The 21,955-nt window shown below is 40.0% G+C and carries 17 protein-coding genes; all 17 read left to right on the forward strand.

What is annotated here, in order from left to right:
* Nucleotides 1-8: 8 nt before the first annotated feature.
* A complete protein-coding gene (locus G613_RS0114780) occupies nt 9-1,337 on the forward strand; it encodes an acetyl-CoA carboxylase biotin carboxylase subunit (protein ID WP_029233355.1) in 1,329 nt (442 codons plus the stop codon).
* Nucleotides 1,338-2,180, forward strand: a complete 843-nt coding sequence (locus G613_RS0114785; protein ID WP_029233356.1) for an acetyl-CoA carboxylase carboxyltransferase subunit beta — start codon at nt 1,338-1,340, stop codon at nt 2,178-2,180. It begins immediately after the preceding gene.
* Entirely contained in the window at nt 2,180-2,950 is a 771-nt protein-coding gene (accA, locus tag G613_RS0114790) for a carboxyltransferase subunit alpha (protein WP_029233357.1), read from the forward strand. Before G613_RS0114785 ends, accA begins: the two co-directional genes overlap by 1 nt.
* A 25-nt stretch (nt 2,951-2,975) precedes the next feature.
* Nucleotides 2,976-4,631, forward strand: coding sequence for an AMP-binding protein (locus tag G613_RS0114795; protein WP_029233358.1), 1,656 nt, complete (start codon nt 2,976-2,978; stop codon nt 4,629-4,631).
* 84 nt (nt 4,632-4,715) lie between these two features.
* The gene (locus G613_RS0114800; RefSeq protein WP_029233359.1) at nt 4,716-5,471 is read left to right on the forward strand and encodes an SDR family NAD(P)-dependent oxidoreductase; all 756 of its coding nucleotides are present in this window, start codon (nt 4,716-4,718) and stop codon (nt 5,469-5,471) included.
* Between the two features lie 185 nt (nt 5,472-5,656).
* A complete protein-coding gene (locus G613_RS0114805) occupies nt 5,657-7,156 on the forward strand; it encodes a tagaturonate reductase (protein WP_029233360.1) in 1,500 nt (499 codons plus the stop codon).
* 524 nt (nt 7,157-7,680) lie between these two features.
* A complete protein-coding gene (locus G613_RS0114810) occupies nt 7,681-9,942 on the forward strand; it encodes a peptide ABC transporter substrate-binding protein (protein WP_029233361.1) in 2,262 nt (753 codons plus the stop codon).
* Nucleotides 9,943-10,184: 242 nt separating this feature from the next.
* Nucleotides 10,185-11,762: an ABC transporter permease gene (locus tag G613_RS0114815; protein WP_029233362.1), complete on the forward strand. Its 1,578-nt coding sequence runs from the start codon at nt 10,185-10,187 to the stop codon at nt 11,760-11,762.
* Nucleotides 11,763-11,789: 27 nt separating this feature from the next.
* The gene (locus G613_RS0114820; protein WP_051151090.1) at nt 11,790-12,767 is read left to right on the forward strand and encodes an ABC transporter permease; all 978 of its coding nucleotides are present in this window, start codon (nt 11,790-11,792) and stop codon (nt 12,765-12,767) included.
* 14 nt (nt 12,768-12,781) lie between these two features.
* Nucleotides 12,782-14,548, forward strand: a complete 1,767-nt coding sequence (locus G613_RS0114825) for an oligopeptide/dipeptide ABC transporter ATP-binding protein (protein WP_029233364.1) — start codon at nt 12,782-12,784, stop codon at nt 14,546-14,548.
* Nucleotides 14,541-15,833 carry an ATP-binding cassette domain-containing protein gene (locus G613_RS18170; protein ID WP_029233365.1) on the forward strand — a complete coding sequence of 431 codons (1,293 nt, stop codon included), beginning with the start codon at nt 14,541-14,543 and terminating at the stop codon, nt 15,831-15,833. Before G613_RS0114825 ends, G613_RS18170 begins: the two co-directional genes overlap by 8 nt.
* 154 nt (nt 15,834-15,987) lie before the next feature.
* Nucleotides 15,988-16,875 carry a YicC/YloC family endoribonuclease gene (locus G613_RS0114835; RefSeq protein ID WP_029233366.1) on the forward strand — a complete coding sequence of 296 codons (888 nt, stop codon included), beginning with the start codon at nt 15,988-15,990 and terminating at the stop codon, nt 16,873-16,875.
* A 16-nt stretch (nt 16,876-16,891) separates the two neighbouring features.
* Nucleotides 16,892-17,512: a guanylate kinase gene (gmk, locus tag G613_RS0114840; RefSeq protein WP_029233367.1), complete on the forward strand. Its 621-nt coding sequence runs from the start codon at nt 16,892-16,894 to the stop codon at nt 17,510-17,512.
* Between the two features lie 90 nt (nt 17,513-17,602).
* Nucleotides 17,603-17,893: a DNA-directed RNA polymerase subunit omega gene (gene rpoZ, locus G613_RS0114845; RefSeq protein ID WP_029233368.1), complete on the forward strand. Its 291-nt coding sequence runs from the start codon at nt 17,603-17,605 to the stop codon at nt 17,891-17,893.
* A 3-nt stretch (nt 17,894-17,896) separates the two neighbouring features.
* Nucleotides 17,897-19,252, forward strand: a complete 1,356-nt coding sequence (gene rimO, locus G613_RS0114850) for a 30S ribosomal protein S12 methylthiotransferase RimO (RefSeq protein ID WP_029233369.1) — start codon at nt 17,897-17,899, stop codon at nt 19,250-19,252.
* Nucleotides 19,249-19,797, forward strand: a complete 549-nt coding sequence (pgsA, locus tag G613_RS0114855; RefSeq protein ID WP_029233370.1) for a CDP-diacylglycerol--glycerol-3-phosphate 3-phosphatidyltransferase — start codon at nt 19,249-19,251, stop codon at nt 19,795-19,797. The genes rimO and pgsA overlap by 4 nt, the downstream gene beginning before the upstream one ends.
* Before the next feature lie 85 nt (nt 19,798-19,882).
* The gene (locus tag G613_RS18175) at nt 19,883-21,937 is read left to right on the forward strand and encodes a DEAD/DEAH box helicase (protein WP_029233371.1); all 2,055 of its coding nucleotides are present in this window, start codon (nt 19,883-19,885) and stop codon (nt 21,935-21,937) included.
* Nucleotides 21,938-21,955 lie beyond the last annotated feature (18 nt).

The raw sequence follows: 21,955 nt of genomic DNA on the forward strand, positions 1-21,955 counted from the left end.
GGTCCTTTGTGTTTGAAAAGATTCTTATAGCTAATAGAGGTGAAGTGGCAGTCAGGGTCATAAGGGCCTGCAAAGAAATGGGAATTATGACTGTTGCGGTATACTCAGAAGCCGACAGGGATGCACTTCACGTTGAAATGGCTGATGAAAGCTATTGCATTGGAGGTCCGCTTCTTAAAGACAGCTATCTTAATATGGATGCCATTATTATGGTGGCTCTTAAAACAGGAGCTAAGGCTATTCACCCAGGATATGGCATGCTTTCTGAGAATCCGGAATTTGCCAGGCGCTGCAGAAAAGAGAACATAACCCTTATTGGCCCATCAGTAGAAGTTATGGAGAAAATGGGACAAAAAGAGGTGGCAAGAAAAATAGCAATTGATGCAGGTGTTCCGGTATCTCCTGGAAGCGACATTTTAGAAAGTTATGAGGCTGCATGCGAAGCTGCTTTTAAAATAGGGCTTCCTGTTATTCTAAAGGCCCGAAGCGGCGGCGGCGGAAAAGGTATTCGAATAGTAAGATCCATGCAGGAACTAGAAAGAGCCTATGACCAGGTAAAAAAAGAAGCCATGAGCTCTTTTAATGATGACGCAGTCTTCATGGAAAAATACCTTGAAAATGTTAAGCATGTGGAAGTTCAGATCCTTGGAGACGTAAACGGTAAGATTCTGGTTCTTGGAGACAGAGACTGTTCTGTACAAAGGAAAAATCAAAAGCTTATTGAGGAGTGTCCTGCACCGATACTATCGGAAGACATCAGACAAAGAATGTATGAGGCATCAGTGCGGCTGGCGCATAAAGTTGGTTATGTCACAGTAGGAACAATTGAATATCTTGTTAAAGGCCAGGATTTCTACTTCATGGAAATGAACACAAGACTTCAGGTTGAGCATTCTGTCACAGAGATGGTGTCAGGCATCGATATTGTTGAATGGCAGATAAGAACTGCTGCGGGAGTTTCAATTTCTTTTGACCAAAAGGATGTTGGAATGGGAAGGCACGCCATAGAATGCAGAATCTGCGCCGAGAACTCTGGGGATTTCAGCCCCTCTGTTGGCAAAGTCGAAATGCTGCATATTCCGGGAGGCGTTGATGTGAGATTCGATTCAGCCCTTTATGCAAACTACGTGGTCACACCTTTCTATGATTCAATGCTGGGAAAGCTCATTGTCTGTGCGCCGTCGAGGGATGGCGCCATCAGAAAAATGAAGAGTGCTCTGTCTGAATTTGTTCTTGTAGGAGTAGATAGCAACAGGGAAATGCATATGAAATTTATGGAAAACAACAGATTTATTGTTGGCAATTATGACACTACAATCTGTCAGAAGGTCTTATAAATGGATTTAAAAAAGCTATTTTTGAAGGCAAATAACGAACTTGAAAATGATGGTAAGAGAATAAGAAGCAGAAAAGTTACCTGCAAAAAGTGTCAAAGTGTTCTTTCTGTTAAAAAGATTAGGAAAAACAGTTTTATATGCCCAGAGTGCGGCTACTATTTTCCGGTGAGAGCAAGGCGAAGAATCCTGATGATGACTGATAACAGGACTTTTATAGAACTGGACAGGAGCATGGTTTCGACAAACATTCTTAATTTTCCCGAATATGATGATAAGTTAAGTCAAGCTACAGTCAAGAGCCGCGAAAACGAAGGTGTGATCACCGGAGTTGCGCAAATAGGAGGCTTTAAGACATGTATCTTTGCCATGGAAGGAAACTTCATGATGGGCTCTATGGGCTCTGTAGTTGGGGAAAAGATAACCAGGCTATTTGAGTATGCAACTGATGAAAAACTTCCTGTTGTTGGGGTAACTGTCTCAGGAGGCGCAAGAATGCAGGAGGGAATGATATCTCTTATGCAAATGTCCAAGGTTTCGGCTGCTGTGAAAAGACATAGTAATAATGGAGGGCTTTATATAGTCCTCTTGACTAATCCAACCACAGGCGGAGTTGATGCAAGCTTTGCAATGCTGGGGGATATTACCTTGGCAGAACCCGGAGCCAGGGTAGGCTTTGCAGGACCAAGAGTTGTTGAGAAAACCTTAAATACGACTCTTCCCGAGAACTTTCAAAAAGCTGAAAGGGTTTTGGAATGCGGCTTTATTGATGCCATAGTTCCAAGGCAGGAACAAAAGGACTACATTGAAAAGCTTCTTAGATTCCACTTTGGGGGAACGAACTGATGACTGACATTGAGATTGTTAGAAATGCAAGACTCCAGGGAAGAAGGAATGCAATTGACTATATAAATGGATGTTTTGAAAATTTTACGCCTCTTTCCGGGGACAGATATTATGGAGAGGACAGTGCTGTTATCGGAGGGATTGCTTTACTTAAGGACATTCCGGTTACTGTTATTGGAATAGAAAAGGGCAAAGATACCGAGGATCGCATATTACATAATTTTGGAAGCGCAAGACCTGAGGGGTACAGAAAGGCACTAAGACTTATGAAGCAGGCAGAAAAGTTTAAAAGACCTGTTATATGTCTGGTAGATACAGCCGGAGCATATCCTGATGTGGAATCCGAGGAAAGAGGGCAGGGAAGGGCAATTGCCGACAATCTTTATGAAATGTCAGATCTTAAAACCCCCATTTTATCTATTGTGATCGGTGAAGGTGGAAGTGGTGGAGCTCTGGCTCTTTGTCATGCTGATGAAATCTGGATGATGGAGGATGCTTATTTTAGCGTTGTTTCTCCTGAGAGTTGTTCCAATATTCTATGGAAGACTACAGATAAGGCGGATGTTGCCGCCAAGGCACTGGGGCTATCTGCGGATAAGTTATATTGCCTTGGAATAATAGATAAAATCTGCAAAGGTAATGACCTGGAAAAGTTTTCCGAGGATATTTATAGGAGTGTCAAAAAGCTTGAGGATATTCCTATACATGAACTACTGGATAAAAGATATAACAAATTCAGAAATATTGGTTACTACGTAGAAAACAAATAATAGAACTGGATATAGGTGGTTAAGGATGCCTGGATTATATACTGAGTATTACAGCGAAATATTAGATGATTATGGAAAGGTAAAGGATGTAAATATTTCTTTTCCCGAATCCTTCAATTTCGCTTACGATGTTGTAGATAGATATGCCAAAACAGAACCTGACAAATTAGCCCTTGTTCATAAAAGCACGGAGGGCGTTATTACAAGATTTACGTTTTATGAGCTTAAAAAACTATCGGATAAAACTGCTAATATGCTAAGACGTTTTGGCATATGCAGAGGCGACAGCGTAATGCTTTTACTAAAAAGAAGATATGAGTTTTGGACAAGCATCATAGCAATTCATAAGCTTGGGGCTGTGGCAATTCCAACATCTCATATGGTTTCGGAAAAGGATATAAGTGAAAGAATAAAGCTTTCGAAAGCCAAAGCTGTAATATGCGTAAACTCAGAGGATATCTGCGATAAAGTTAGAAATGCAATTATGAATACTGATTCTTCCATTAAACAGATTGTGGTGGGAGATAAATACGACAATTGCTACAGTTTTCAGGATGAGATGGAATTGGCATCATGTCAGCTGGAAAGAGTAGAAACTAATGTCCACGATGATATGCTTTATTATTTTACTTCAGGTACTAACGGAGCTCCTAAAGCAGTCATTCATGATTATTCATATCCTCTGGCCCATATCTATACAGCCAAAAACTGGCACGGCGCAGTAGAAAACGGACTACACCTTACAGTGGCAGATTCCGGCTGGGCTAAGTCAGCGTGGGGTAAGCTCTATGGACAGTGGCTCATTGGATGTGCTGTTATGGTCTATGATTATGAGCAATTCTATGCCTGGGATATTTTGGAACTACTGGAAAAAGAAAAAGTAACTTCTTTTTGTGCTCCTCCCACTATATATAAGTATCTGGTCCTGGAAGATTTAAAAGCTTATGACCTTACTAATCTAAAACAGGTTACAACAGCTGGTGAACCTATGCCATTAGAGGTATCAGGAAGGTTTAAAGAAATGACAGGCCTTGAAGTAAGGGAAGGTTTTGGCCAGACTGAAACAGCACTTCAGATATGTACAGCTGCAGGAGATAGTCAGGTTAAAGGTTCAATTGGAAAGGCCTCGCCTCTTTATGATGTAAGGATAGTAGATGAGGAAGGCGTTGAGGTTTCTGATGGGGAGGAAGGCGAGATAGTTCTTTTTCCTAAAAATAAGGGAATATTACCAATCGGAGTATTTAAGGGCTATCTTGGCGATAAAGAAAATTATATAAAAGCATGGGAAGGCGGCATCTACCACACCAGGGACAGGGCGTTTAAGGACAAGGAAGGAAATTTCTTTTTCCTTGGCAGAAATGACGATGTGATCAAATCAAGCGGCTATAGGATCGGCCCTTCCGAGGTCGAAGACGTGATGATGATGCACCCGGCTGTATTTGAGTGTGCTGTAACAGGGTTTCCTTCCAAAACAAGAGGGGCAATTGTAAAAGCCAGTATTATTCTTAATAAAGGTTATAAACCAAGTAATGAACTTTCTGCAGAGATACAGCAGTTTGTAAGAGAAAGAGTAGCTATGTACAAATATCCCAGAAAAATATGCTTTGCCACCGAGCTTCCAAGAACCTCCAATGGTAAAATCAGTAGAGCAATGATAAGAAAAACTGATTATATCAAGTAAATAATAAATGATTATTATATTGATTTATGCTATTATATTTATGTTGCATACAATATTTTTGACAAAAATAAGGAGGTATGAAGAATGGCAAAAACAGCTATCATAACTGGTGGCTCAAGGGGAATTGGGGAAGCTATGTCACTTAAGCTCGGAGAACTTGGCTACAATGTAGTTATTAACTACAGAAGCGAGTCTTCCAAAGCACTTTCGGATGCAATTGCTGAAAAGCTTACAAAAGAATATGGCGTAGAAGCTCTTGTAGTTAAGGCAGATGTCAGCAAATACGAGGACTGTGAAGCTCTTGTAAAGGCTGCAATTGAGAAATTCGGCGAAAATATCGATGTACTTGTTAACAATGCTGGTATCACCAACAACTGTAACTTTATTGATATCACAAGAGAGCAGTATGAAAATGTTATCAATACTAACCTTATGAGCTTTCTTCATATGTCTCATTTGGTTCTTCCGCATATGGTTAATCATAGTAGTAAGGACGATCAGTGTTGTATCATTAATACTTCTTCAATCGGTGGACTTATCGGTGTAATAAATCAGGCTGATTACTGTACTTCAAAGGCAGGTATCATTGGCCTTACCAGAGCGCTTGCTCTTGAGTTTGCAGGAAAGGGCATAAGAGTAAATGCTATTGCTCCTGGTATGATCATGACTGACATGCTAAGAGGTGTTAACCAGGAGGAACTTAAGGCTCTTGCGGCAACTATTCCTCAGGGCTTTATTGGTGACACATCAGATATAGCCGGTGCTTTGGGATATCTTCTCACAGCCCCTTATGTAACAGGTCAGGTAATATCACCTAATGGTGGAATCGTTCAGCAGTAAATGATCACTTGGTAAAAGAAATACGAGGACATGCTATTTTACTGGATAAAATAGTGTGTCCTTTATTTTTTTTACTAAATGAAAAATAAGTATTGTAAACGCTTTCATAAATGTGTTATAACATTTGTAGCAAAATTACTTTTTTATGTGATTTGTAAGCGGTTACAATTTAGGAGGATCAGGTAATGGATTTATTAAACTATGATGTATTGGCGAAATCTGGCTACGAAGGCTATGTTTGCAAGGAAGCACCTGTAAGAGTTCTTCAGTTTGGTGAAGGAAACTTCATGCGTGCATTTGTTGACTACTTTTTTGATATCAGTAATGAGAAAGCTGGCTTTAATGGTAAGGTAGCTCTTGTGCAGCCTATTTCAATGGGACTTACAGAGCTTATTAACAAGCAGGAAGGCCTCTACACACTTTATCTTCGTGGAAGTGAAAACGGAGAGAAGGTAGATGCTAAGAGAGTTATTTCTGCAGTAGATTGCTGCCTTAATCCTTATGACAAGGCAGATTATGACAAGATGATGGAGATTGCAGTATCTGATGATCTTGATATCATTGCTTCTAACACAACAGAAGCCGGTATTGCTTATGATCCTTCATGCAATTTTGAGGATGTTCCTGCTAACAGCTTCCCAGGTAAGCTTACACAGGTTCTTTTTGCAAGATATAAGGCTGGTAAGAAGGGCGTAGTTGTTCTTTCATGCGAGCTTATTGATAACAATGGTAAAGAGCTTCTTAAGTGCGTTAACCAGTATATTGATCAGTGGAAGCTTGAGGATGGCTTCAAGACTTGGGTTAATGAGGAGAACATTTTCTGCTCAACTCTTGTAGACAGAATCGTTCCGGGTAGAATTCGCGATGCCAGGGAAGTAGAAGAGCTTGAGAAGATCAATGGATACCACGACGAACTCATCGATGTTGGTGAGATTTTCGGTGTTTGGATCATTGAGGGACCAGATGGACTTGAGGACAGACTTCCATTCAAGAAGGCTGGCGTTAATGTTCACGTAGTTCCTGATGTTATGCCTTACAAGCATCGTAAGGTTCGTATCCTTAACGGCGCTCACACAGGTTTTGTTCTTGGTGCTTATCTTGCAGGTTTTGATATTGTACGTGATTGTATGCACAACGATAATGTTGCAGGCTTCATGAACAAGATGCTTAATGAAGAGGTTATTCCTACACTTGTAGATCATCTTGATGAGAATGATCTTAATGAGTTTGCAGCAGCAGTTAAGGATCGTTTCAACAATCCATTCGTTAACCACGAGCTTATGTCTATTTCACTTAACTCAACAAGTAAGTGGAAGGCTAGAAATATGCCATCATTCCTTCAGTATATTGATAAGAATGGCAAGCTTCCTGTTTGCCTTACAATGTCACTTGCTGCATACATTGCTTTCTATTCAAATGACATTCAGGAACTTACAGATGCAGGACTTGTATGCAAGAGACCAGCAGGCAATACATATACAGTAAGTGATGACAGATGGGCTCTTGAGTTTTTCTATGAGCATAAGGGAGAGTCTGAAGAGGAGCTTGTAAAGGCTGTTCTTGGCAATGAGAAGATGTGGGATCAGGATCTTAACAAGATTTCAGGTCTTACAGATGCTGTTGTAGCTGACCTTAAGAAGATCCATACAGAGGGTGCAGAGGCTGCATACGCAAGCTGTCTTTAATTTTTGAAAATAAATATAATGTATAAAACTTCTTTTTCATTTTTTGAGCCTTGGAAACTATTTTCCGAGGCTCATTTTTGTTTGGATGTCAATCCGCTAATGGCGCACAATTGTGCGTCTTGCAAGGAAAAACAGTGATGAAATTAATATTGTTTACAATGACTTTTTTGATTCTGGTCAAAAACGATATAACAAAAATAAAATTTTTGTAAAAAAATTGTAGCAAAATTAATCAACATGGTTTATTATTGTAACAGCACAACACTTTAAACTGTTAAACTTTAGTTTAATAAAAGGTGGTTGGAGAACTTGATATTTCTAGCACTGAAGAAAATAATCCGGTATTGATTTATTTTATTCAGCGTAGTATAATTGTATACAGGTTTGAAAGAAAGTAGAAACAATGACGTTTTTACGGAGACTAAGAGTGGGGAACATATTCTAGTGATAAAAAGGTTATTTGTATCTTCACGATGCAGATAGCTATTTTTATATATTTTCTTATTAAAATATGGAGGAAAATTATGAAGAAGTACAACAGAGTAATCGCTTTACTTGCTGCTACATCTATGACAGCTACACTTATGGCTGGATGCGGCAAGACAGAAGCTCCTGCACAGACAGATACACCTGCGCAGACAACAGAGTCTACTGATACAGCTGCAACAGAGGCTACTGTAGCAGAGGAGACTACAGAGGTTGATTCAAACCTCCCATCACTTGTAGGCGTTGAGCCAGATACTCGTCTTGCTTCTGAAGCTTATTCAGAGCTTTGGGATGTAGACAGCTATCAGACAGAGTCATCAGAGCTCTACAATAGAGCGCTTGGTGAGTACTATGAGACATACCAGAAGGCACTTGAGGCTGACAACCTTTCAGAGCGTTATGCTCTTCAGGCTGTTGCTGAGGCTAAGCTTCTTGAGTCTGGTGTATTCATTCCACTTTCAACTCGTGGTGGTAACTACGCTATCACACGTATGGCTCCTGGTTCAGTAACAACAACTCTTTGGGGCAACGACGATGAGAGATGGCATAATGCTCTTATTACAACAGAGCTTATTGCTTCTGAAGATATTCAGGCTCTCAGAGATATGCTCAAGGAGCTTAGAGGTACAGGCACATATGTAGAAAAGGCTAAAGAGTACCTTGCAGACAAGGGCTATACATTAAAGGATTCTTACAACTATCCTAGTTCATCAGACCCTGTAACATGGGACGTACTTGCTACATCAAGACAGGCTGATTCAAGAATTCTTATTCAGCTCTATGATGGACTTACAGAGTACGACGTAGAGAACGTTCAGCAGCCTGCACTTGCAGAGAGCTGGGAAGTATCTGATGACGGACTTACATACACATTCCACATTCGTGAGGGTGTTAAGTGGGTTGACGCTCAGGGTAGAGAAGTTGCTGATCTTACAGCAGACGATTTCGTAGCTGGTATGCAGCACATGATGGACGCTATGGGTGGTCTTGAGTACCTCGTTCAGGGCGTTATCAAGGGTGCAGATGCTTATATTAACGGTGAGACAACTGATTTCGCAGAAGTTGGTGTTAAGGCTGTTGATGATTACACACTTGAGTACACACTTGAGCAGAAGACTCCTTACTTCATGACAATGCTCAGCTATGGTGTATTTGCTCCTCTTTCAAGATCATACTATGAAGGACAGGGCGGACAGTTCGGTCAGGGCGCTTCAGCTGGTCAGTATGGTACAGATAAGGATCACATCGCTTACTGTGGACCATTCATCATCACAAGCTTCACTGAGAAGAACTCAATCGTATTCAAGGCTAATCCACTTTACTGGAACAAGGACAACCAGGAAATCAAGACTCTTACATATGTATTCGAAGATGGTACAGATGTAACAAAGACATACAACGATACACTTGCTGGTACAGTTGACGGATGCGGACTTAACACATCAACAATCGAGTCTGCTAAGGCTGACGGAACTTTTGATAAGTATAAGTACACATCTAACACAGATGCTACAACATTCAACGGATTCCTTAACATCAACCGTAAGTCATTTGCAAACTCTAACGATGCTACAGTAGCAGTTTCTGAGAAGACTGTTTACGAAGGACAGAGAACAACTATCGCTATGCAGAACCAGAACTTCAGACTTGCTGTTTGCTCAGCTCTTGACAGAGCAGCTTACAACGCTCAGACACAGGGTGAAGATCTTAAGCTCATGAGCCTTAGAAACTCTTATGTTCCTGGTAACTTCGTAAGCCTCGAAGAGGATGTTACAATCGACATCAACGGAACAGCTACAACATTCCCAGCTGGTACCTACAATGGTGAGATCACACAGGCTCAGATCGATGCTGATGGTGTAAGCCTTAAGGTTTGGGATGCAGATACACAGTCTTCAGACGGATTTGATGGATGGTATAATCCTACAGCAGCTAAGGAAAACCTTGCTAAGGCAACAGAAGAACTTGCAGCTCAGGGTGTAGAGATTTCTAAAGAGAATCCTATCCAGATCGACCTTCCTTACTTCGCTGGTTCTGAGGTATACACAAACAGAGCTAACGCATTCAAGCAGTCACTTGAGACAGTACTTGATGGCGCGGTTGTAATCAACCTTGTTAAGTGCGAGTCAGCTGATGACTGGTACTATGCAGCTTACTACCCAGAGACAGGTTACGAGTTCAACTGCGATATGTGTGACGTATCCGGTTGGGGTCCTGACTATGGTGATCCTCAGACATACCTTGATACAATGCTTCCTGACTATGCAGGATACATGGTTAAGAGTATTGGTATCTTCTAATAAACACTGCGTGTTTATTAGAAAAGATTATGCACAGAAATCCGTAATAACGGATTTCGCGCATGATATTATCTGATTTAGTTTGTAATAAGATATTGCAAATAAATTGGAGAAAGTGGGAAAAAGTTCTTCCCACTTTCTCCATTCTGTTGTATAATGTTGTGGCTGTGTAACTAAATAATTAATTTTTTATAAACTTATTTAGCCACATATACAAAATATGTTCTTAAAGGATAGACGCTATGACTAAGTATGTATTGAAAAGACTATTGCATGGATTAATTTCATCCTTCGTTGTTGTTACTATTGTAATGATAATGATCTATACCATGCTGGACAGAAACCTTATTTTTGCTACTGATAATGTCTTCAAGAACTATGGTAACAATGAGAAGACAGCATATATGTACAGAAAGTGGGAAGAGTACGGTTATCTGGACCTTATTACCTATAATGATTACCTTCTTGACCTTGTTGATAAGGGGGAACTCGATGAGGAGACACAGAAGAAGGTTGCTTCTATTGGCAAGAAACCTGAGAACGATTCAGAACTTACAGCTGAGTACGTTCAGAAGTTTAATGATTGGTGTGCAGCTAACGGATACACTGTAACAAGACTTAATGCCATCATGGTTACACCCAAGAAGTATGCTAATGGTGGTGCGCAGCAGCTTTTCGCAGCTAAGGATCTTCCTGTTACTCACAGATTAGTTAAATATGTTACAGGACTTATTTCTGTAGATAATATTCATTTCGTTGATGAAGATATTGACCTTGGCAAGAGAGGCCTTACATTTACACTTCATGACCCGGTTTACGGTGGTGATAAGTTTGCTCCTGCAATTATCGGAAATGGAACATATCATAAATATTTATTATATGTAGATAAGGTATTCCCTTATTTACACCAGAATTTGGTTACTATTAACCTTGGTAAGTCATATGCAGTAAATGCAGGTATCGATGTATTTGATACCATGACCAAGAAGCAGGGATCTTATGTTATGTCTACTATGACATTCCCTACAGGCCTTACTGAGGAGTCAGCTGATGACCTTCACTCAGCTACTTTTGTATACGGCTCAATGGCAGCTAACAAGGTTAATTCAGATAGATTTACAGACGACTATACAAGCGTTTCAACCTACAAGGCTGGTAAGTCTAAGGTTGGATACTCATTTACAATCGGTATTATTGAGGTATTCCTTGTTTATCTGTTTGGTATTCCTATGGGTATTCTCATGGCCAAGAAGAAGGACAAGTTTGTTGATAAGCTTGGTACAGCTTACATCGTATTTATTACAGCGGTTCCTTCACTGGCATATATTTTCCTGTTCAAGGCTATTGGCGGTAAGATTGGTCTTCCAACAACCTTTGATATGGAATCTACAAGTAAGTTGATTTATGTTCTTCCTATTGTTTCACTTGCACTTCCTGCAATCGGAAACATTATGAAGTGGCTTCGTAGATACATGATCGATCAGATGAATTCTGATTATGTTAAATTTGCAAGATCCGGTGGTCTTACAGAGGGTGAAATCTTCAGAAAGCATATCCTCAAGAATGCTTCAATTCCTCTTGTACATGGTATTCCAGGTCAGATTCTCGGAGCTCTTGTTGGTGCTATTATTACTGAGCGTGTTTATACAGTTCCCGGTGCCGGTAACCTTATGACAATCGCTATTAATCAGTACGACAACGGTGTAATCGTTGGTATGGCACTGTTTTATTCACTCCTTTCAGTAATTAGTATCATTGCGGGTGATGTACTTATTTCAATAGTAGATCCTCGTATCAGCTACACTGGAAAAGCTAGGTAAGACAACAATAGATTGGAGATTTTAACAATGGAAAATAAAGATTCTCTTTTTACAGTAGAGGGAATGACAGATGAGGAGCTCTTTTCGCTTGTAGATCATAACAGTCTTGACTCTGAGAAGATTACAGCTCCCAGATATTCATACTGGCGTTCAGTATTTCGCGTATTCTTCAAGAAGAAGATTAACATCGTAATCCTTGCTGTTTTAGCATTTGTTATTTTGTTTGCTTATATTTATCCTTCACTTATAAGCTACGACAGATTCGGAAATCTTATGGATGCTTCTGCTAAGCATCTTAAGCCAGGCGCAGCCATTAAGAAGTTTGGATTTAGCATTCATTGGATTCTTGGTACAGGTGCATCAGGACAGTCAACTTTTGATGCTATCTGGACAGGTTCAAGAATTTCAATTTCCCTGGCGTTTATCTGTGCTGCAATTAACATGACAATCGGTGTACTTGTTGGTGCTATTTGGGGATTCAGCAAGAAGATAGATATGATTATGATGGAAGTTTACAATATCGTTGGTAACATTCCAATGATCCTTCTTATCTCTGTACTTGTACTTATCTTTTCTCCAAGCTTTGGATCAATGGTATTTGCGCTTACATGTACAGGCTGGCTGTTCATTGCATACTTTATCAGAACACAGGTTATTATCATAAGAGATAGAGAGTACAATCTGGCAAGCCGTTGCCTTGGTACTCCTCTTACAAGAATTGCTACCAAGAATATTTTGCCATTCATGACATCAGTTATAGTTACACTTCTTGCTGTAGAGATTCCTTCATATATCGGATACGAGGTATTCCTTGCTTATATCGGTATGGGTATGTCAGATATGTCTCTTGGTAGACTTATCTATGAGGCAGAGAGTGCCATGGTTACTCCTGGTTGGCAGTTCGAGTTCTGGAGCCCGGTTGTAATTGCTTCAATTATCACAGTTGCTCTTTATGTTACAGGACAGAATTTGGGTGATGCATCAGACCCTAGAACACATATGTAAGGAAACGTAGGAAGATGGAAGATAAGAAAGTATTATTATCAGTTAAAGATTTGGAAGTAAAATTCCGTGTAAGAGGCCGTATTCTTACAGCTATCCGCGGTATTTCACTTGATATTTACGAGAATGAATCCATTGCTATCGTAGGTGAGTCAGGATCTGGTAAATCAGTATTTACCAAGACTTTTGCAGGAATGCTTGATTCTAACGGATTTATCAGCAATGGTGATATCCTTTTCAATGATGACGAGTTATCTAATACAGTTGTATTCTTAAATGCAGCCGGCAGAAGAGAACTTAATTCAATTACAGACAGGCTTAATGCTTATTCTTCACTTGAATTTGGTGCAGATACTTACAAGAAGATTCTTGACCTTGAGTCATCCAAGAGAGCCAAAGAGACTCTTTCAGACGAGCAGGATCAGGAATTTGATAAGAGAATCAAGGATATCAAATTCAAGAAGACAGAAGAGTTTAACTACAAGCAGACACTTGATCCTAAGAAGGAAAAGGATAAGATCAAGGAGTCTGAGAAAAAGATTAAGCAGTTTGATGCTGATATCTTAGCAGTAGAGAAGGAAAGAAATGATCTTATTGCTAAGCATAAAGCAGACGTTGCTGCAGATAACACATATCTTGCTGAGTACAACAGAAACATGCAGACTCTCAAGGATCAGTACAAGAATGAGATCGCTAAGCCTGTTACCAAGACTCAGATTGAGAGAAATGCTGTTATTGCCAAGGAAATTTACCTTTCAGTAGGTAGATTTAAATATTCAAAGAGAAGAAAATATGTATCTAAGCTCCTTGCTGATTTCAAGAAAGCTCTTAAGATGGGCGAGGACGTTTCAAATGAGGATGTTAAGATTAAACTCTTTGATAACGTTATGTACTGCCAGCTTGTAGAAGAGGCAGAGACTAAGCTTACTGGTAAGATTCATATTAACCTTGCAAGAGTAACAGACCCTGAGGACTGGGGACAGACTCGTGGTAAGAAAATTGCTACAGTATTCCAGGATCCTATGACATCTCTTAACCCAATTATCACAATTGGTAAGCAGATTACTTCAATTATCATGAAGCATCAGAACTGCTCAGAGGTAGAAGCTAGGGTACGTGCTATTGAAATCATGAAGAAGGTTGGTATTCCTAATGCAGAGAAGCGCTACGATGATTACCCATTCCAGTATTCAGGTGGTATGAGACAGCGTATAGTTATTGCTATTGCTCTTTCATGTCAGCCGAAGATCCTTATCTGTGATGAGCCTACAACAGCGCTTGACGTTACAATTCAGGCTCAGATCCTTCAGCTTCTTAAGGATCTTCAGAAGGAATATAACTACACAATCGTATTCATTACTCACGACCTTGGTGTAGTTGCTAATATTGCAGACAGAGTTGCCGTTCTTTACGGCGGACAGATTGTTGAGCTTGGAACTGTAGAAGATGTATTCTATGATTCAAGACACCCATACACATGGGCACTTTTATCATCACTTCCACAGCTTGCTCAGAGAGATACAGAGCTTTACTCAATTACAGGTACACCACCATCACTTTATAACAAGATCGTTGGTGACGCATTTGCACCTCGTAATCCATATTGCCTTAAGATTGATACTATTGAAGAACCACCTATGTTTAAGGTTAGTGATACTCATTACGCTAAGACATGGCTTCTCGATCCAAGGGCGCCAAAGATTGAAAAGCCGGAAATTATCCGGAATATTCATGAGAAGTTCTTAAAGATTTATGATGTTACGGAGGTTTCTGAAAATGGCTAATAATTCATTTCCTGAACATGGTCCAATAGATCCGGAAACAGGTAAAGAAGTACTCCTTTCCATTAAGAATATCGATATTACTTTCGGAAAGGGAGATAACGCTTTCAAGGCTGTTAAGGATGCCAGTTTTGATATTTATAAGGGCGAGACATTCTCACTTGTTGGTGAGTCTGGATCAGGTAAGACCACAATCGGTCGTGCCGTTATCAGAGTTAATCCTTGTTCTGCCGGAGAAATCCAGTATAAGGGCGAGAGAATTTCCGGTAAGATTTCTAAGGCTCTTGATAGAGAAGTTATCAGAAATATTCAGATGGTATTCCAGGATCCTGCTGCTTCCCTTAACGAGAGAGCAACAGTAGACTATATCATTTCCGAAGGTCTTTATAACTTTCATCTGTTTGAGAACGAGGCCGACAGAGTACAGAAGGTTGAGAAGATGATCACAGAGGTTGGTCTTCTTCCTGAGCACCTTACTCGTTACCCTCATGAGTTCTCCGGTGGACAGAGACAGCGTATTGGTCTTGCAAGAGCTATGGTTATGGAGCCTGAACTTGTTGTTGCGGATGAGCCTATTTCAGCGCTTGACGTTTCAATCAGAGCTCAGATTCTGAACCTTCTTAAGAAGTTCCAGAAGGAGAGAGGCGTTTCATATCTCTTCATTGCACACGACCTTTCAATCGTAAGATTTATTTCAGACCGTATCGGTGTTATTTATAAGGGTAACATCGTAGAGGTAGCTGAGACAGAAGAGCTTTTCCAGTATCCTCTTCATCCATATACAAAGTCGCTTATTTCAGCAGTACCTATTCCTGATCCTAAGCTTGAGAAGAACAAGGTTCTCTTCACTTATGATCCATCAGTTCATGACTATTCAGAAGATAAGCCTGAACTTGTAAACGTAGGTCATAACCACTTTGTATACGGTAACAAGAAGGAAATCGAGGAATACAAGAGACTTCGTGCTGAGAACAAGCCAATTCAGGCTGTTACAATTGATCCTGAAGAGGCTAAGAAGCAGAGCGCTAAGAACACAGAGTTCATGGGCATAGAAGAAACAGAAAGCAGTGAGATTTTAAGCGCTCCTATCCATGATACAGGAAACGTTTGGCTTACAATCCTTTCATTCTTCCTTCCTATTTTAGGACTTATAGCTGCTTTCATTTTCAGAAAGAAGAACTATATCAGAAATTACAAGAAGTGTAAGAAGGGAGCCCTTGTGGGTCTTGCAGTTAGAGCAGCACTTATATTACTGTTCTGTATTTTCCTTGTTATAGCTACACTTTAATTTAAGTACATTAGTTTATAGCCAATGTCATAAACTCGCATATTATGGGGATTTATTGACATTGGCTATATTTTTGAGCTATATTATTGTTTAGAATTGCTAGAGGTCTGTGTGCAATAGAGCAATTCTAAATACTACTTTTAGGAGAATACATATGGTTTGCAGTATGACTGGCTTTGGTAGATGTGAAGTCACTGAAGGACAGCGTAAATACACTGTCGAGCTCAAATCTGTTAATAACAGATATCTTGATCTGGGCCTTAAGATGCCCAAAAAGTTCAATGCTTTTGAAGCTAACATTCGTTCTGAACTAAAAAACTATATGAAACGTGGTAAAGTTGACGTTTTCATTAGTTATGAAGATTTTTCCGAATCTGACTCCAGGGTAAAATATAATAAAGCTATTGCAGAAGAATATTACAAGTATTTGAATGAGATGGCTTCAGATTTTGGTCTTGATAATGATGTGAGAATCTCTGTTCTTTCAAGATTTCCTGAAGTGTTTACCATGGAAGAGGAAGAACTTGACGAAGAGGAAGTTTGGAGTGGACTTAAGAAAGCTATAAATGGAGCCGGTAAGCAGTTCATGGAGTCCAGAGCCAAGGAAGGTGAATTTCTTTCCAGGGATCTTACAGAGAAGCTTGATGGTATGATGGAGAATGTTGAATTTATTACTGAGCGTTCTCCGGAAATCATTTCAGAGTACAAGGCTAAGCTTCGTGAGAAGATTGCAGATTTGTTAGAAGATAAGCAGGTTGATGAGAACCGTCTTGCTATGGAAGTTACTATTTATGCTGACAAAGTATGCGTAGATGAGGAACTTACCAGGCTCCGTAGCCATATTAAGGCTACCAAGGAAGCTCTTTTAAAGGGAGATGACAAGGAAGGTATTGGTAGAAAGCTTGATTTCCTTGCTCAGGAAATGAATAGAGAGGCTAACACTATTCTTTCCAAATCTACTGATCTTAAGATATCTGACAGAGGAATCGCACTCAAGACAGATATTGAGAAGGTTAGAGAGCAGATACAAAACATAGAGTAAGATTGAGAGTATTAAAATGAATCGTAAAGGTATTATTATTGTTGTTTCGGGCTTTTCAGGGGCAGGAAAAGGCACTATAATGAAGGCTCTTACTGCTAAGTATGATCAGTATGCACTTTCTATCTCCGCAACTACCAGGGATCCAAGACCGGGTGAGCAGAATGGCAGAGAATATTTCTTTGTAAGCAATGAGGAATTTGAAAAACTTATTGCAGAGGATGGATTGATCGAGCATGCCGGATATGTTAATCATTACTATGGAACACCCAGAAAGTTTGTAGAAGATAAACTTAAAGCGGGAATTGATGTTATACTAGAAATAGAGATTCAAGGTGCTCTTCAGGTCAAGAAGCAGTATCCGGAAGCAGTGCTTCTCTTTGTAATGCCACCTTCAGCAGCAGAGCTTGAGAAGAGACTTAGAGGCAGAGGAACAGAGTCTGATGAAGTTATCAGACAGAGATTGTCCAGAGCTGTAGAAGAGTCAGTTGGAATTGAGAACTATGATTATATTGTAATTAATGATATACTCGATGATGCTGTCGAAAGAGTTCATGGTATAATTACAGCTGCTCATGGAGCTCCTGAGAGAAATGCTGATTTTATAGCAGAAATCAGAGATGAACTTGAAAAATTATAATTTTGTTAGTTAATACACTGTTATTTATCTAAGTGTTTTACTATATTAAAGATGAATGTTTATTGCGTAAGACGCAGGAAAGGATTTTATATGATACACCCATCTTATGTTGATCTTATGAAGGTTGTTAACAAGGGAGTTGAAGAGGGCGAGGAGCCAGTTATCAGCTCAAGATATTCAGTAGTCATGGCTACAGCTAAGAGAGCAAGACAGATCATTGCCGGTGACGAGCCAATGGTTAAGGTTAAGGACAAGCAGAAGCCTCTTTCAATTGCTGTAGATGAGATGAATCAGGATACTCTTCGTATTCTTACAGATGAAGAGAAGGAAGAGCTTGAGACAAAGGCAGAGAACACTGAGGAAGCATCAGAGAACGAATAATATATGAAAATTTTGTTTGTGTCACTTGGATGTGACAAGAATAGAGTTGATACTGAGGTTATGCTTGGTATGTTAGCTAGCCGTGGTTACAGCTTTACAGATGACGAACTAGAAGCAGAAGCAGCAGTTGTTAACACCTGCTGCTTTATCAATGATGCCAAGGAAGAGAGTATAAACACTATTTTGGAATTAGCTGAGCGGAGAAAATCCGGTCAGCTTAAAGCGCTTATAGTAACAGGATGTCTGGCACAGCGCTATCAGGAAGAAATTCAGAAGGAAATACCTGAGGTTGATGAGATTTTAGGTATTTCTTCCACAGATAAGATCATTGATGCTCTTGATGAGACAATTAAGAGAAACAAGCTTTTTACACATAAGAACTATTTTGATGATATCAATAGAAAGCCTATTGGTGGACTTAAGAGAGTAATCACTACAGGCGGCCTCTTTAACTACCTTAAGATAGCAGAGGGCTGTGATAAGCGCTGTACATATTGTATTATTCCTAAGGTTAGAGGCTCTTATAGAAGTGTTCCTATGGAGCAGCTCCTTGAAGATGCCAGAAACCTCGCAGAAGCAGGAGTAACTGAGCTTTTGCTTGTTGCACAGGAAACAACACTTTATGGTACTGACCTGTACGGAGAAAAGAAGCTTCCTGAGCTTTTAAATAAGCTTTGTGAGATAGAGGGCTTTAAGTGGATAAGAATTCTGTATTGTTATCCTGAGGAAATTACAGAAGAGCTTATTCAGACAATCAAAGCTCAGCCCAAGATATGTCACTATCTTGATATTCCGATTCAGTCTGGTTCAGACAGAATCCTTAAGAAGATGGGTAGACGAACCAATAATGCTGAGATCAGAGCTCTTGTGCAGCATCTTAGAGAAGAGATTCCTGATATCTGTATCAGAACAACACTTATAAGTGGATTCCCCGGAGAAACTGCTGCAGACCACAATGAGACCTATGATCTTGTAAGAGATCTTAGATTCGACAGACTGGGAGTGTTCACATATTCTCAGGAGGAGGATACACCTGCCGCTACGATGCCTGATCAGGTGACGGAAAGAGTCAAGAATACCAGACGCAATAAGCTTATGAGACTTCAGCAGGAAATAGCTTTTGAAATGGCTGAGGAAATGGTAGGACGGACTGTGGAAGCTGTCATTGAAGGCAGAATTACAGATGCGGATGATGATGACGGATTGTCCTATGTTGCCAGAACTTACAAGGACGCACCGGATATTGATGGGTATGTATTTGTCACTGGTGTAAAGCGTGAGCTTATGACCGGTGATTATATAAAAGTATTGATAACAGGCTCAAATGAGTATGATTTGATTGGGGAGGAGACATCATGAATTTACCAAATAAGTTAACCGTTCTTCGAGTTGTACTAATTCCGTTTTTTGTAGCATTTTTGCTTCTTAGTCCCGGAAATGACACCTTTAAGTGGATTGCAATGGCAATCTTTATTTTGGCAAGCTTAACGGATATGCTTGATGGCAAGATTGCCAGAAAATACAACCTTATCACGGACTTTGGTAAATTTATGGATCCGCTGGCAGATAAGCTTCTTGTATGTAGTGCTATGATCTGCCTGATTGAACTTGGCCGCATTCCTTCTTGGATTGTTGTAATAATAATCGCAAGAGAATTTATAATCAGCGGCTTCAGACTCATTGCAGCTGATAATGGAAGAGTAATTGCTGCAAGCTATTGGGGAAAGTTTAAGACAACCTTCCAGATGATCATGGTAATTTTGATGATTGCCAATCTTGGAGATATTGTTCCGTTTTATAATCTTGTAACACAGATTATTATGTGGGTCGCACTTGCGCTCACCATCATTTCGCTCGTAGATTACATAGTTAAGAATAAAGACGTTATGAGCGGAGACATGTAAGCGATATATGGATGAGAACGAAGTGGAGTCATGCGTTTATCGCGTATTAGTAGTTATTGTTTTATTTTAGAAGTAAGAGAGTTTTATGAGTAAAGATTTAGAAAAAGAAATACTTAATAATCAGGAGAACTTTGAAGAGAAGGCTCTTGATAAAAAATCAAAGAAAGAGGACGAAGAGAAGATTCGCTACGACGAATCAGGACTGGATGAAAGAATTATAAGAGCTGTTACAGAGATGGGCTTTGAGTATATGTCACCTATCCAGAAGGCAGCTATTCCTGTAATGATACAGGGGAAAGATATAATAGGACAGGCGCAGACCGGAACCGGTAAGACTGCTGCTTTTGGTATCCCACTTCTTCAGCAGGTGGATCCAAATAATAAGCATCTTCAGGCAGTTGTTCTGTGTCCTACAAGAGAGCTTGCAATGCAGGCTGCTGATGATATCAGAGATTTTGCCAAGTTTATGTTTGGAATCAAGGTTCTCGCAGTTTATGGCGGACAGGATATTTCCAGACAGATCAAGGCGCTTTCAAATGGTGTACAGATTGTGGTTGGAACTCCGGGACGTGTTATGGACCACATGCGAAGACACACTATGAAGATGAAGGACGTTAAGGTCCTTGTTCTTGATGAAGCTGATGAAATGCTTGACATGGGCTTCAGAGAGGATATTGAGACTATTCTTCAGGGAATGCCCGAGGAAAGACAGACAGCTCTTTTCTCAGCAACTATGCCTGAAGCAATTCTTAAGATTACCAAGACATATCAAAAGAGTGATGCTGAGTACATCAAGATGACTCCTAAGGAAATAACTGTAGCTGCCATCGAGCAGGCTTACTACAGAGTTCCTCAGAAGATGAAAGAAGAAGTTCTTGTAAGACTTATGGATTATTATAATCCTTCAAGATCACTTATTTTCTGTAACACTAAGAGAATGGTTGATCAGCTTGCTGAGAGCCTTAAGGGCAAGGGATATCTTGCAGACGGACTTCACGGCGATCTTTCACAGAACCAGAGAGATACAGTTATGAATCTCTTCAGAAGTGGAAGAATCAATATTCTCATAGCAACAGACGTTGCAGCAAGAGGTATTGATGTTAGCGGTGTAGAAGCTGTATTTAACTATGATATACCGGAAGATATAGAATATTACGTACATAGAATCGGTCGTACAGGTAGAGCCGGCAGAAGCGGTAAGAGCTTTACACTTGTTGGCGGCAGAGAGATGTACAAGCTCAGAGAAATCGAGAAGGTTTGTCACACTAAAATTGAGGAAAGACACGTACCTAAGGCAAAAGAGATTACAAGAGTTAAATCTCAGAAGGTATTTGCTGAAGTAATAGATATTATTGAGAATAGTGATATTACTCAGGCTCTTGAGTTTGTTAACCAGAAGGTTGAAGAAGGCGAGTATACTGCAGAGCAGCTTGCAGCCGGCTTTATGAAACTCAGGATGGGTGCTGATATTGAGGACCTTGTTCTCTTTGAAAAGTCTGATAGAAACCGCAGAGATTTTAAGACTCGTGGTGAAAGAGACAGAGATGGTAAGGGTAGACGTGACGGAAGACGCTCTGACAGAGAGGGCAGAGGCCGTGATGGTAGACGCTCTGACAAAGAAGGCCGAAACCGTGATGGTAGACGTTCTGATAGAGATAATCGTTCTCACAGAAAAGAAAATTCAAAGGGCTTTGATAAGAAGGCTACCGAGAATGAACTTTTCCCTAAGCCACGTAAGAAACAGAAGCCTTTAAATGATCATGATGGTTTTACCAAGAATACAGGCCTTGATGAGAGTCTCATTGCCAGCATAAAGGCTGACAGGGATAAGGCGTCTGAGAGAGCATCAGAGGGATCAAAAAAATCTTCTGACAGCAGAAAGTATGAAAGAAAGAATAAGAAAAGCGACGGATTTGAGAATGTAGGACGCATTAACATCAAAGGGGAAGGTTCTACAAAATCATGGTACATGGAGGACACTCCAAGGAAAAAGAAGGCAGATAAGCCTGATACAGATACCATGAATGTTTCTAAATCCGACAAGAAGGCTATTAAAGCCGAAAATAAAAAGAGAAGCCTTGATTACCTGGCTGATGTAAGCAGTCTTGTGATGGAGAGCTTTGGCAAGCGTAAAAAGTAATAAAGCTTGGAAACGGGG

Source organism: Butyrivibrio sp. VCB2006 (assembly GCF_000420945.1).
Taxonomy (GTDB): domain Bacteria; phylum Bacillota; class Clostridia; order Lachnospirales; family Lachnospiraceae; genus Butyrivibrio.